Source organism: Natrinema sp. DC36, assembly GCF_020405225.1.
GTDB lineage: Archaea > Halobacteriota > Halobacteria > Halobacteriales > Natrialbaceae > Natrinema.
Genome location: NZ_CP084472.1, coordinates 3,614,439 through 3,627,899, shown reverse-complemented (window position 1 = coordinate 3,627,899; position 13,461 = coordinate 3,614,439). Strand labels below are relative to the sequence as shown.

Sequence of the window (13,461 nt, the reverse complement as noted above, 5' to 3'; positions counted from 1 at the left end):
ACGCGCTCAGCCCGGCCGTACGGTTTCGGACACCCAGCCGGTGGCGCCGTCGGGCTTCGGGCCGTCCTCGTCTGGGATCTGGAGGCTCCCGTTGCCGTCGCGGGCTCGAACGATCACCTCGTGTCTTCCCGCCGCTCCGTACTCGTAGCGCCACTGGCGCCAAACGTCGTCGCCCGGAAGCGGGTCGGATAACTCGGCCTCGACCCACGTGTCGCCCCCGTCGGTCGATACCTCGACGGCACTGATGCCCCTGGTACCGGCGTAGGCGTGGCCCGCCACCTCGATGCGGCCGCTGCCGAGGTGGTTGACCTGCCAGAGTTTGGCCACGGTGTGAACCGGGCCGGTGCCGTGCCAGCCGCGGTGTTCCCAGTAGCCCATCGTCTCTTCAGTGCGTACCTCGATCTCGGTCAGCCACTTCACGTTGATCTCGCCCCAGTGGCCCGGAACGAGCGCGCGAAGCGGCGCACCGTGCGCCCGCGGCAGCGGGCGGCCGTTCATCCGGTACGCCAACAGTCCCGGCCACAGCGCCTCGATCGGGAACTCGTTGTAGTAGCTGTCGGCCCCGCGGAGGACGACGTAGTTGCCCTCGGGGCCCGCCGCCTCGAGCAGCGATCGAACGGGCACGCCGCTCCAGAGAGCGGTGTCCAACTGTCGCCCGTTCAGTTGATCCCCGACGCAGCGCAGCGTGACGAAGCGATCCTCGAGGGGCATGGCCTCGATGTCCGCGAAGTCGTACTCTCTCTCCTCCTCGACGGCCCCCGTGATCGAGAGCGACCACTCCCTGCGATCGACGTCGGGATCGACGTTACCGATGTCCACCTGATAGAAATTCGTGCTGACCAGCGGCTCGAGCCCCTCGACACCGAACGACTGCTCTTTCGCCCGCGTGAGCAGCTCTCGGACCTCGGGACGGGCGTCCTCGGGGATCTCGAGGGGCGACGGGAACGACTCCTCGCCGGTACCCCGAACGAAGAAGGCGAGCCCGCTCACGCCGATCGCCGAGCCGACGGCTCCGAGGACGCGTCGCCGGGCGGGAGAGCCGAGGGAGCGGCCGTCACCGGCGAGCAGCGCGGACGTTCCGGCCGTCGCGAGCAGAACGAATCCCGCCCCGGCGGCGACGCCGAGCGTCGACGGCTGCGATCGCGTCAGTCCGTACGCGACGACGGCCGGGGGGACTGTCCCGAGGATCACACCGAGGAGAGCGCTGCCGCCCCGAGACAACGCGCCGTGAGCCGGGCCGCGACCCAGCAGGAACGCCGCGCCGGGCAGGGCAGCCAGCCCGAAGACCGCGCAGGTCACTGCGGTGGCCGTCAGGAAGGCCAGTTGGTGACCGAGCGTCCCGAGTTGGGTGATCGCAAAGGTCACGAGCGCGTCGGGGCTGAGTAGCAACACGAGTCGATCGAACGGCCCCACGACGAATGCCGGCCGTCGGCCGACGGATAGGTACGAACCCCCGACGGCGCCCAGCCCCGCGGCGAGCGCCACGGCGACTGCGGGGAGCCACGGGCGCGCCCGGGCGGCTACCTCCCCCGTGCGAGACCTTATCATGATAGTACGTAACAATAGCCGCGGCCGAACATGAAAGCTTCGTACACGTGAGAAGGGGTCCCGGCTCCGAACCGCGCCGGATGGCCGTCGATCGACGCAGTGACTGCCACCCTAGTCCGCTTTCACTCCCGCTCGCGTGACCTCCGGGTTTCGCAACAGCGGGAGCGAAACGATCGTCAGGCAACTCAACACGAGCGCGGCACAGAGCACGTAGGTCGTCTGGTAGCCGAACCAGCTATCGACGGCCGGGATCGCGATCAACGGCCCCAGGCTGAGTCCGATATCGCCCATCACCTGATAGGCACCGCCCATCCGGCCGAGTTCGTCGCCGGGCGTGAGATCGCCCATGATCGCGAGCATGGCGGGCGCGGCCGCGCCCATGCCGCCGCCGACGAGGACGATCGCCCCGAGTAGCGCCTCGATCGTCGGGACGTAGGCGATGATCAGGAATCCCGCGCCCATCGACAGGAACGCGGGGACCGTCAGTAGCGTCCGGTCGCTGACCAGATCCGACGCCCAGCCGGTGACGACCGTCAGCGATCCCGACGTCACGACGCCCAGTCCCATCACCATCCCGCTGATCCCGGCAGCGCCGAGGGCGGACAGCTCGAGGCCGTAGTCGCTCGCGTAGCGGGCGAGCGTCGAGAGGATAATACCGCCCCAGAGGAAGCGGACGGTGAAGTTGCCGTAGCCGATCAGGAGGACGGTCGGATTACTGACGAGCAACGACGGGACTTCGCGGAGTTTCGCCGCCCGGCCCTCCGCACCGGCGTGAACGTCCGGCAACACGAGCGTCGCGATGATCCCGGCCAGCAGCGCGAGCACGCCAGCGGTGAGAAACGCCGTCTGCATGCTCGCGAGATCGGTCAGGAGGCCGCCGAGGACGAGCCCGGTCGGGAACCCCAGCGACTGGCCGCCGCGCATGTAGCCGACCCAGCGACCGCGGTTGTTAGCCGTCGTGACGTACGTGATCGTGGCGAACGCGCCGATGAAGACGAACGCGCTGCCGATCCCCCAGAACAGCCGCGAGAGGACGAAGACGACGCCCGGAAGCGACACGTCGCCGAGTATCGGCAGCGTTCCGAGATCGGTCGGGGGCGTGTGAAGACCGACGACGTAGCCGAAGGGAGCCAGCGCTTGCGTGAACAGCCCGAAGATCATCGGTTTCCGCGCGCCGACCTGGTCGATGATCGTCCCGGCCGGCGTGTTCATGAACAGTCGGGCGATCCGATTGGCCGAGAGGATCAGGCTCAGCATGATCGCGGAGATAACGAGCTTCTCGTCGAGCAGCGGGAGCGTGGGGAAGGCGACGCCGGTCGCGACGCCACCGAAGAAGACGCCGGCGATAACCGCGAGCGCGATCGTCCTGATCTCCGCCGTCGAGTAGGTTGGATCCTCAGACATCGTCGTGATATGTACGGACTCGAGCGCCCGGGTACAGATAGCTCACGGTTCGAGTCCGCGGTCCGCGACGAACTCCTCGCGCAGGGTCGTCTTGCGGATCTTCCCGCTGCCCGTCTTGGGGAGGTCGCGGCGAATCTCGACGATGCGCGGGTGTTTGTAGGGTGCGAGTTCGCCGAGGACGTACTCCTCGACGTCGTCCGCGGTCAGCGCCGCGTTCTCCGTCGGCCTGACCGCGGCGGCGACGGTCTCGCCGCGTCGCTCGTCGGGAACGCCGAACACCGCGGCCTCGTGGATATCGGGGTGCTCGTAGAGCAGGTTCTCGACCTCGCGCGGGTAGACGTTGTAACCCGCGGTCAGGATCATCTCCTTCTCGCGACCCTTGATGTAGTAGTAGTTGTCCTCGTCGCGCATGCCGATGTCGCCGGTGCGGAAGTAGCCGTCCTCGGTGAAGGCCTCCTCGTTCGCCTCGGGGTTCTCGTAATAGCCCTTCATCACCTGCGATCCGGCGATGAGGATTTCGCCCTCCTCGCCGGGGCCGAGCTCGTTCCCGTCCTCGTCGACGACCTTCGAGCGCGTGTGGCCGACCGGCTGGCCGACGCTTCCGGGTCTGTTGCCGAGCGACGACCACCGGATCGTGTGGCTCGTCGCGGTGGTCTCCGTGAGGCCGTACCCCTCCGTGAGCGGGACATCGAACGCCGCCTCGAACTGCTCCTGCGTCGGTTTCGGAAGCTTGTCTCCGCCCTGACCCGCCTTGATCAGCGTCGACAGGTCGTACTCGTCGGGATCGTGGGCCTCGAGCAGATCGACGAACATGGCGGCGACGCCGACGAAGGACGGGATGTCGTGTTCGTCGAGTTTTCGGAGCACCAGTTCGGGATCCCACTGGTCGGGCCGGAGCAGGTGCAGCGTCCGGCCGGCACACAGCGAGGCCATCATCCCGAGCAGCCCGGTGATGTGGTACATCGGCAGGACGATGATCCCGTCGCCCTCGATCGGCCCGGCGCTGTAACTCGAGACGCTCTGTGCGATCTGGACCCGGAAGTTGCGGTGGGTCAGCAGGACGCCCTTGGGTTGGCCCGTCGTTCCCGACGTGTAGGGCTGAAGGAGGACGTCATCGTCCTCGCGATCGGCGACGGGAGCGTCCCCGGCAGCGTCGGCGTCGTCGCCCAGGTCCGGCAGCGAGGGGTGGTCATCCGCGGCCGTCGCGCTGACGATCTCCGTCTCGAGGTCCGCGACGGCATCGCGGACGTAGTCGTCCGCGTCGCCCTCGATCAGAACGGCGTCGGCGTCGGCGTGCTCGAGCTGGTACTCGATCTCGCGACGGCGATACTCGGGGTTCAGCGGACTCGCGACGACGCCGGCGCGACAGCAGGCCCAGACGACCGTACAGAAGGGGATTCCGTTGGGCATGTAGAGACCGACCCGATCGCCGGCCTCGAGACCGAGTTCCCGAAGCCCGTCGGCGAAGCGCGCGACCCGGTCGCCGAACTCGCGGTAGGTGACCGTCTCGCCGGCGTGTTCGATCGCGATCGTGTCGGGCTGTTCCACCACCGCTCGCTCGAGCAAGTTCGCGACGTTCCCGTCGTAGGGCGACTCCAAAAGCGTCTCCGCGGAGACGATATCGAGCTCCATGTTGCCCGTGGTTTGTCGTTCGACCGGAAAAGTATATGGGTACTGGTAACAGGGTTCGTCTTTCGGTCCCCGTCCCGCGTAAACGGGCGTCGTACCCGATCGGTCGCACTCGAGGGACCCGTCGCGCTACTCGCCGAGGCGGGGAATCCCCTTGATCTCGATCGTCTCGCCGACCATGTAGGAGGCGGCGGGGCTGGCGAGGAACTGCGCGAGGTCGGCGACCTCCTCGGGTTTGCCGATCGTCCGATCGGGAGTGGTGCGGGCGATCTCCGCGGCGTCGTCCTCGACGCCCATCTGAGTGCGGACGCCCTCGGTGGCGACCAGCCCGGGAGCGATACAGTTGACCCAGACGTCGTCCTCGGCCCAGTCGGCCGCCGCGGAGGTGGTGAAGTTGACGACGCCGGCCTTGGCTGCGCCGTAGTGGCTCATCGTCTTCGAGCCCCGGGTACCCGCGACGCTGGCGAAGTTGACGATTCGGCCGCCGCCGTTGTCGCGCATGTACTCGACGGCGAGCTGCGAGCAGTGGAAGGTACCGTGGAGATTGATGTCGACGATGGTCTTCCAGCCGTTCTCGCTGATCTCCGAGAGCGGAGCCTGGAAGCTCGCCCCCGCGTTGTTGATCAGGATGTCGAGGCCGCCGAACTCGTCGACGGTCTCGTCGATCAAATCCTGGACCGCGTCGCGATCCGTCACGTCGCACTCGATCGCGATCGCCTCGCCCGGCCGCTCGCTCTCGTTGATCGCGTCCGCGACCGGCTCGACGTTCTCCATCTCCCGCGACGTGACGACGACGTTCGCGCCGTCGTCCGCGAAGCGCTCGACGATCGTTTTTCCGATACCGCTCGAGGAGCCGGTGACGATCGCCGTCTGCCCGTCGACGCTGAATTGGTCGACCGTCATCGGTCACCCTCCGCGACGTGCGCTCGTTCTATTGACCGTTCTCCATACCCGAGTGTGATAGTCACTGCCATGAGCGTGTACGCGTTCATCGACCGCCGGTATAAGCTATTCGACCAGTCGGCGTTGCGGTGGCGCGCGCTGGCCCGCGGCGAACGACGAGTGAGACGCGAGCCGACACTGCGCGAGGTTGTCGCGAACGTAGTGAGCGAATGGCTCGGAAGACGCGGAGCGTCTTCCGGTGGATGAACGAATGAACGAAGTGAATGAGTGAATCGGCTGGGGAGGGCGTGGCTACTCCGTGTTACCGCGATAGCAGGACACTGGTCACCGTTGTAGCGGTCGTCGATCGGCCGGCAACCCACTATCGAGCGAACGCGTCACCGCAGGAAGACCGAGAGGGGTACTGTTATGACAGTCGTGCACAAACCGTAGCAGCGATGAAACGCGGCCACCACGGACCCGCGGACGGCGACGCGACGACCGAACAGCCCACGACCGCCGCTCGAGCCACGGAGGGCCACCATGCCGAATAGGCCCATCGAGGAACTCGAGGCGATGGTCGGCGACACCACGGTCACGGCCGAGGAGTTCCGTATCGAACCCGGCAAGGTCGAGGAGTTCGCGCGGGCGATCACGTCCGAGGATCCCGTCTTCCGCGACGAGGCCGTCGCCGCCGAACGGGGCCACGACCGCGTCCCAGCGCCCCTAACCTACACGCAGGTCGCCCGGTTCCCGCGATACACCCCGGACGACGTCGACGGGAAGGGCTTCGACCTCGCCTTCCAGCCGGAGTACGTCATCCACGGCGAACAGGCCCACGAGTACGAACGCCCCATCTACGTCGGCGACGTCCTCGAGGGGACGACCACCCTCGCGGACGTCTTCCAGCGCGAGGGCGGCCGCGCGGGGACGATGACCTTCGCCGTCCTCGAGACCGAGTACCGGACGCCGGACGGCGAACTCGTCCTGACCGACCGCTCGACGGCGATCGAAACCGAGGGAGCGATCGACGACGGCGACGAGAGCGCGGCCGACGCGGACGACACCGCGAGCGACGGCGACCCGACCGAAGCCGACGGTGGCACCGCGGAAACCGGGTCGGCTCCCGACCCGGCCGTTGGCGAGTTCGATCGCGTCCGTACCGTCGCCGACCTCGAGCCCGGCGATACCGGCCCGACGGTCGTCGTCGAAGACCTCGAGCGGCAGCAGTTCGTCAAGTACGCCGGTGCAAGCGGCGACTTCAACCCGATTCACTACGACGAGCCGTTCGCCACGGGTGCGGGCAACGAGAGCGTCTTCGGGCAGGGGATGTTCACCGCCGGGATCACCTCCCGTGTCGTCGCGAACTGGTTCGACCTCCGGGACGTCTCGAGCTTCGGGGTTCGGTTCCAGTCGCGGGTCTTCCCCGGCGACACCGTCGTCGCGACCGGCGAGGTGGCCGAGGTCAACCCCAACGCGGGCACGATCGAGACCGAACTCGAGGCGCGGACGGTGGCGGGTGAAACGCTGCTGACCGGAACCGCGACGGCCGATCTCGAGTAGGGAAGCGAAACGATGCGGCCAGTTTTCCGTCGACTCGACTACTCCGGCACGAACACCGGCATCGCCGCCTCGTCGGAGAGCCGCCAGAAGGTGACCGCGACCGACGCGCCGATCTCGAGGACGTCGGGATCGGCGTCGAGCAGCGCGAGCAGGCGCGGCCCCTCGGCCAGCTCGATCGCGCCGACGATGTACGGCGTCCGATCGGCGAAGCCCGGTTCGCCGGGGACGTGGCAGACGGTGTACGTGTAGATCGTCCCGACGCCCTCGCTCTCCTCGAACGGCGGGTCCTCGGCCCCGCAGTCGGTACAGACCGCCCGGGGGTACAACTGGCGGTTGCCACAGTCGCATTCCTGATAGCGCAGGTCGCCCTCGAGCGTCCCCTCCCAGAAGGGGACCGTCGCGCCGGTCGGAACGGGAACCGGTCCGTCCCACGACTCGCGGCGATCCTCGACTGGGGCGCTCATGCTTCCCTCCGTAAGACGACGGTGCTGCTCGAGGAAAGTAAGCCCCCGGTACCGTGGGCGACCGCCACTTCGGCGTCGTCGACCTGCCGGTCGCCCTCGTAGTCGCCGCGGAGCTGGCGCGCGGCCTCGATGAGGACGAAGATCCCGAAATGACCGGGATGGCAGTAGGAGAGCCCGCCACCCTGCGTGTTCATCGGCAACTCGCCGCCGGGGGCGGTCGTCCCGCCCGAGACGAACTCGCCGCCCGCTCCCTTCTCGCAGAAGCCCAGATCCTCGAGGGTGACTAAGGCGGTGTAGGTAAACGAGTCGTATATTTCGGCGACGTCGACGTCGTCGTGGGTAATTCCCGCTTGCGCGAACGCGTTCGGTCCCGTTACCGCCGCACCGGTGGTCGTCATGTCGGGCATCTCGCTGATATCCTGACGGTGGGTACTCGTCGAGGCGACGCCCGCGACGGCGATTTCCGGCACGCCGAGTTCCCGGGCCTTTTCCTCGCTCACGAGGACGACCGCGCCACCGCCGTCCGAGACGAGACAGCAGTCCAGCAAGTTGAACGGCTCGGCGATCTGTCGAGACTCGAGGACGTCGTCGACAGTAATCGGATCCTGCTGCGCCGCTTTGGGGTTCATCGATGCCCACTCGCGGGTCGAGACGGCGACCTCCGCGAGCTGCTCTTCGGTCGTCCCGTACTCGTGCATGTGCCGGCGAGCGGCCATCGCGTAGGCCCCCGGCGGCCGGAACAGCCCCGTCGGGCGGACGAAGCCGTCGACGGGATGCGTCTCCTCGAGCGACCGATCCCGACCGGGGCCGGTCTTGCCCGTCGAGCCGTAGGCGACGACCACCACGTCGGCCTCGCCGCGGGTCATCGCGTCGCGAACGTGCCCGCAGAAGTGCTCGAACGACGAGCCGCCGATCTCGGTCCCCTCGAGGAACGAGGGTTCGTCCAGATCGAGGTACTCCGAGAGTACCAGCGCGGGCATGTAGTCGTTACCGCCCGCGACCGCGACGCCGTCGACGTCCGCGAGGGAGCAGCCGGCGTCCTCGAGCGCGCGAACGGTCGCGATCGCCGCGTTATCGAGCCAGTTCCGGTCGGGCGTCTCGCCGAGTTCGCTCTCGGCGACGCCCGCAAGGATCGGTTCAGCCACAGGTGTTCCTCCGTCCGGCGGATCGTGTCATCGATATCCGATATCTCGACCGAACGCAAATAGTTTGTGGTGGACGGTACCACAGTGCGCGTTTCTCGAGTCGCGTGATCGGTTGGAAGCGCGACACGTGACGACGCCGCGACAGTGCCGGACGCGTACACCGTTGGTAAGCGGCGAGTCGGTGTGAGACAACGGACTGGTGAACTGGGACTCGATCTCTTGCCAGACATAGATACTATTTTATAGCATTCCGTGGTGGCATTCACCATGGACTTGGCAAGTGTTAGCAAGGATTCCAGAGAGGGGAACGTCGCGCGACTCCACGACGAGACCGCCCGGCTCCACGGTGACGCGCAGGCGATCGAGTATCATGGACAAACGCTCACCCACGACGATCTCAAGACCGAGAGCTCGCGCTTTGCCGGTGGACTGGCCGACCTCGGGATCGAACCCGGCGACGTCCTCCTGCAGTACCTGCCGAACTGCCCGCCGTACCTGCTCGGCGCGCTCGGCGCGTTCAAGGCCGGCGTGATCGTCTCGCCGGTCAATCCCCAGTACCGCAAGCGGGAGCTGACCTATCAGCTCGAGGATACCGACGCGTCGGCCGTACTCACCCACGAGGCGTTAGAGCCCTTCCTCGAGGAGGCGCTCGCCGAAATCGAGTGGGATCCGGTCGTCATCTCGGTCGGCACCGAGACCGACGAGTTCCGCGCCTTCGACGACGTCCGCGGCGAGGCAACGTTCGTCGAGCGCGCCGACGACGATGTGGCGCTGTTGCCCTACACCTCGGGGACGACGGGGAAACCGAAGGGGGTCCAGCTCACACACCGCAACTTCCGCGCGCAGACGTTCTCGGTCCTCTCCCAGGAGCAGGCGCTCGAGGACGAAGACGTCAGGAGCCTCGTCTGGCTGCCGCTGTACCACATCACCGGCTTCACCCACACCGCGTGGCAGCCGCTGATTCGCGGCGGCAGCGTCTACCTCCGGAGTGCGGCCAACTGGGACGGCGACGCCGCCATGGAACTGATCGAGGAGGAGGGAATCACCCACTACGTCGGCGTCACCGCGATGTACGTCGACATGATCAACAGCGAGCACTTCGGCGAGTACGACCTCACCAGCCTCGAGTCGGCCGGCGAGGGCGGTGCGAAGATGTCCATCGCGGTCCAGGAGGAGTTCGAGGAGACCGCCGGCGTCGAGATGAGCGAGGGGTACGGGCTCACGGAGACGAACGGCGCGACCCACTCCCAGAGCGGTTCGACGTTCGGCCTGCGCCACGGAACGATCGGGCAGCCGACGCGGATGACCGAGGCGATCATCGTCGACGGCAGCGGCGAGACCGTCGGCATCGGCGAGGAAGGGGAGCTCCTCGTCCGCGGCCCGCAGGTGATGAAGGGCTATCACAACATGCCCGAGGCGACCGAGGAGGCGTTCACCGAGGACGGCTTCTTCCGCACCGGCGACATCGCCCGCCGGGACGCGGACAACTACTACGAGATCGTCGACCGGAAGAAGCACATGATCAACTCCGCCGGCTACAACATCTACCCGAGCGAACTCGAGGAACTCCTCGCCGAACACGAGGCCGTCGCCGAGGGCGCGGTGGTGGGGATCCCCGACGAGCGCCGGAACGAGGTCCCGAAGGCCTACGTCGTCACCGTCCCGAACGTCGAGCCCGGCGTCGACGTCACGGAAGAGGAGATCAAGGAGTACTTCCTCGACAACGTCGCCTCCTACAAACACCCCCGCGAGGTCGAGTTCATCGACGAACTCCCGCGGACGACCTCGGGGAAGATTCAGAAGTACAGGCTCGAAGACCGTGAGGAATCGGAGGATCAGTAACCCGTGCGAGTCATCGTCACACCGTACGTTCTCTCGGGCGGCGGGAAGATCCTGACCGACGAGATCCGCGAGCGCCGGCCCGATATCGACCTCGAGCACGTCGAAGACGAGGACGAACTGCTCGGGGCCGTCGACGACGCCGACGTGCTCGTCACGCATCGGCTGCCGGACGACGTGCTCGAGGCGGCCGCCGATCTCGAGTGGGTGCAGGCGCTCAGCGCTGGCACCGATTTCTTCGACCACGACGCGCTGGCCGACCACGGCGTGGCGCTAACGAGCGTCTCGGGGATCCACGCGAAACCGATCGGGCAGCAGGTGCTCGGCTACCTGCTCCACTTCGAGCGGTGCTTCGATCGCGCGGTCGCACAACAGCACCGCCGGGAGTGGGACCGGTACACGGGCGGCGAACTCGGCGATCGGACGGTCGGCATCGTCGGCGTCGGCGCGATCGGCTCGAAAGTCGCCGACTACTGCCGGCCGTTCGACGCCCGCGTGATCGGAACCAAACGGGATCCGACCGACGCGCCCGACAGCGTCGACGAGATCTACGGCACTGACGGGCTCGAGTCGGTCCTGGCCCGGAGCGACTACCTCGTGCTCGCCTGTCCGCTGACCGACGAAACGCGGGGGCTGATCGACGCCGACGCGCTGGCGGCGCTCTCGGACGACGCCGTACTCGTCAACATCGCCCGCGGCGGCGTCGTCGACCAGTCCGCGCTCGTCGACGCGCTCGAGGCCGACGAACTCGGCGGGGCGGCGCTGGACGTCTTCGAGGAGGAGCCCCTGCCCGAGGAGTCGCCGCTGTGGGACCGCGACGACGTGCTGGTGACGCCGCACATGGCCGGCAGTACCCCCCACTACTGGGAGCGCTGCGCCGACGTTTTCCTGCGAAACTACGATCGGTTCCGCGAGGGCGAGGGCCTCGAGAACCGCGTCGTCTGAGCCGAAAATCGGCGCTCCGTTTTCCGTTACGGTCGCGAAACGCGGCCATAGATTGAAGCCCCGTCACGTCGAGCATCGAGTATGTCAGATCTTCGCATTGACGCGATGGTGCCCGGACTGTCGACCGACTCCGGCGCGGCCGCCGCACGCGCCGAAACCCTCGGATTCGACGGCGTCTGGACGCCCGAGATGGACAACGACGCCTTTCTCCCCCACCCGCTGATCGCGGATCGGACGAACACGATCCAGCAGGGGACGCGCATCGCGCTGTCGTTTACCCGCAGTCCGATGGCGCTCGCGTACGCCGCGTGGGACCTCGCGCAGTATACCGACGGCCGGTTCACGCTCGGAATCGGCACGCAGGTCAAGGGCCACAACGAGCGCCGATTCAGCGTGGACTGGGCGTCGCCGGGACCCCGACTGCGGGAGGTCGTCGAGTCCCTCCGGCACATCTTCGACGTCTTCCAGGGCGAGGCCGAACTGGACTACGACGGCGAGCACTACTCGTTTTCGCTCATGACGGACAACTTCAATCCGGGACCGATCGACCATCCCGACGTCCCGATTTACATCGCGGGCGTCAACGAGTACAACATCCGGCTCGCGGGCGAACTCTGCGACGGGCTGGCGATGCACCCGTTCAACACCCCCGGCTACACGGACGAGGTCATCGCACCGACCGTCGCCGAGGGGGCCGACCGCGAGGACCGCTCGCTCGAGGACGTGTCGCTCTCCGCGAGCCCGTTCGTCGTGACGGGCGACACCGAGGAGGAACGCGAGCGATCGCGGGCGGAGGTGCGCCGACGCATCGCCTTCTACGGCAGCACCCGGACCTACCACGACGTGCTCGCCCACCACGGCTGGCGCTCCGTCGGCGAGGAGCTACACGACCTCTCGAGGGACCAGCGCTGGGAGGAGATGACCGACCTCGTCACCGACGAGATGGTGGCGACGTTCGCGATCGAAGCGCCGCCCGAAGAGTTACTCTCTCAGGCCGAGGCCGTCTACGGCGGCATCGCCGATCGGGTCGTCCTCCCGCTCGATCACGGCGAGGCCTTTCTGACCGAGTAGTAGCGGACGCCGTCGCGGTCCTCGTACTCGATCCTGTCTCGCGTCTCGAGCGTGCCGAGCGCGCCGAGCGTGTCGAGCAACTGGGCCGGATGGCGGAACTCACCAGTGCGGTTCCGGGTAATTTCGACCGGCGTCGCGGGCCCGACGGCCGCGACCGCTTCGAACGTCTCCCCCGTCAGCTCCTCGAGCGAGGATCGAGTGGTGTCGATCGCGCGCTCGTACTCGGTGAAGATCGGGCCGTGCCCGGGGAAGACGCGATCGACGGTCCGCCCCTCGAGTCGGTCCATCGCGGCGTGGAAGGCGTCGACGGCCTCGTAGGCCCCGAAATCGAGGCCGACGTGGATCGCGCCGGGTCGGAACGGCTCGATGAGCGCGTCGCCGCTGAACAGGGCGCGCTCGCCGTTCAGCTCCGTCGCGAGGCTCGCGTGGTGGATCTGGTGGCCGGGCGTGTGGACGGCCTCGAACTCGCGGCCCGCGACGACGAACGGCTCGCCGAATTCGAACGGGACGGTCTCCTCGGGCGCGAGCAACCGGCGGTTGCGCTCGAGGGAGGACCTGGCGCGCTCGACCTCCCGCTCGATCGCTTCGCCGTGGTAGCCCGCGGACCGGCCGATCTGGCGAACACCCGCCGCGAGATCGTCGGGTTCGCGCTCGAGTTGCTCGAGGACCGGCCGGGGGGCGTACACCGTCGCACCGGCCTCGCGCAGCAACGGGACCTGGCCGATGTGGTCGCTGTGCGGGTGCGTGACGACGACCGCCTCGACGTCGGCGGGGTCGTACCCCTTTGCGGCCAGTTCCTCTCGGATCGTCGCTTCTGCAGGCGCCTCCGGATCGCCGGTGTCGATCAGGGTGAGCGCCGGCTCCTCGAGCAGGTACGCCGCGGCGTGTTTCGGCGGCCACTCGATGTCGAAGTCGAGCCGCGTGACGCGGGTCGGCGCGGCCTCGGGTCCCCGCTCCGTCGAGTCGTCCAT

Annotated in this window: 13 protein-coding genes; 6 read left to right on the top strand and 7 right to left on the bottom strand. The window is 67.6% G+C overall.

The genetic code is table 11. The features are described from left to right. Positions 1-6: 6 nt before the first annotated feature. The 4 genes from LDH74_RS18485 to LDH74_RS18470 all read right to left on the bottom strand — a co-directional run bounded on the left by LDH74_RS18485 (position 7) and on the right by LDH74_RS18470 (position 5,484). A complete protein-coding gene (locus LDH74_RS18485; RefSeq protein ID WP_226040145.1) occupies positions 7-1,548 on the bottom strand; it encodes a molybdopterin-dependent oxidoreductase in 1,542 nt (513 codons plus the stop codon). A 111-nt stretch (positions 1,549-1,659) separates the two neighbouring features. Beyond that, positions 1,660-2,952: an MFS transporter gene (locus LDH74_RS18480; RefSeq protein WP_226040144.1), complete on the bottom strand. Its 1,293-nt coding sequence runs from the start codon at positions 2,950-2,952 to the stop codon at positions 1,660-1,662. 42 nt (positions 2,953-2,994) lie between these two features. Then, positions 2,995-4,584 carry a class I adenylate-forming enzyme family protein gene (locus LDH74_RS18475; RefSeq protein ID WP_226040143.1) on the bottom strand — a complete coding sequence of 530 codons (1,590 nt, stop codon included), beginning with the start codon at positions 4,582-4,584 and terminating at the stop codon, positions 2,995-2,997. Positions 4,585-4,710: 126 nt separating this feature from the next. Beyond that, a complete protein-coding gene (locus LDH74_RS18470; protein ID WP_226040142.1) occupies positions 4,711-5,484 on the bottom strand; it encodes an SDR family NAD(P)-dependent oxidoreductase in 774 nt (257 codons plus the stop codon). A gap of 69 nt (positions 5,485-5,553) precedes the next feature. Here LDH74_RS18470 and LDH74_RS18465 point away from each other — a divergent pair, with 69 nt between their 5' ends. The 3 genes from LDH74_RS18465 to LDH74_RS18455 are packed head-to-tail and all read left to right on the top strand — an operon-like array spanning position 5,554 to position 7,026. Continuing rightward, positions 5,554-5,730 (top strand): hypothetical protein, encoded by a 177-nt coding sequence (locus LDH74_RS18465; RefSeq protein ID WP_226040141.1) that lies wholly within the window; start codon positions 5,554-5,556, stop codon positions 5,728-5,730. A gap of 17 nt (positions 5,731-5,747) precedes the next feature. Next, positions 5,748-6,017, top strand: a complete 270-nt coding sequence (locus LDH74_RS18460) for a hypothetical protein (RefSeq protein ID WP_226040140.1) — start codon at positions 5,748-5,750, stop codon at positions 6,015-6,017. Next, positions 6,007-7,026, top strand: a complete 1,020-nt coding sequence (locus tag LDH74_RS18455; protein WP_226040139.1) for a MaoC family dehydratase N-terminal domain-containing protein — start codon at positions 6,007-6,009, stop codon at positions 7,024-7,026. Before LDH74_RS18460 ends, LDH74_RS18455 begins: the two co-directional genes overlap by 11 nt. A gap of 38 nt (positions 7,027-7,064) precedes the next feature. Here the strand turns inward: LDH74_RS18455 and LDH74_RS18450 are convergent, their stop codons facing one another. Beyond that, a complete protein-coding gene (locus LDH74_RS18450; protein WP_226040138.1) occupies positions 7,065-7,490 on the bottom strand; it encodes an OB-fold domain-containing protein in 426 nt (141 codons plus the stop codon). Next, complete coding sequence (locus LDH74_RS18445; RefSeq protein ID WP_226040137.1) at positions 7,487-8,635, bottom strand: acetyl-CoA acetyltransferase; 1,149 nt, start codon at positions 8,633-8,635, stop codon at positions 7,487-7,489. The genes LDH74_RS18450 and LDH74_RS18445 overlap by 4 nt, the downstream gene beginning before the upstream one ends. Positions 8,636-8,902: 267 nt before the next feature. On the opposite strand from LDH74_RS18445, the gene LDH74_RS18440 reads away from it, so the two are divergent. The 3 genes from LDH74_RS18440 (at position 8,903) to LDH74_RS18430 (ending at position 12,490) form a co-directional block, all read left to right on the top strand. Next, entirely contained in the window at positions 8,903-10,477 is a 1,575-nt protein-coding gene (locus LDH74_RS18440; protein ID WP_226040136.1) for an AMP-binding protein, read from the top strand. Positions 10,478-10,480: 3 nt separating this feature from the next. Beyond that, the gene (locus tag LDH74_RS18435; protein ID WP_226040135.1) at positions 10,481-11,419 is read left to right on the top strand and encodes a D-2-hydroxyacid dehydrogenase; all 939 of its coding nucleotides are present in this window, start codon (positions 10,481-10,483) and stop codon (positions 11,417-11,419) included. An 81-nt stretch (positions 11,420-11,500) separates the two neighbouring features. Next, a complete protein-coding gene (locus LDH74_RS18430; RefSeq protein ID WP_226040134.1) occupies positions 11,501-12,490 on the top strand; it encodes a TIGR03617 family F420-dependent LLM class oxidoreductase in 990 nt (329 codons plus the stop codon). Here LDH74_RS18430 and LDH74_RS18425 read toward each other — a convergent pair. Further along, entirely contained in the window at positions 12,463-13,461 is a 999-nt protein-coding gene (locus tag LDH74_RS18425; RefSeq protein ID WP_226040133.1) for an MBL fold metallo-hydrolase, read from the bottom strand. The genes LDH74_RS18430 and LDH74_RS18425 overlap by 28 nt on opposite strands.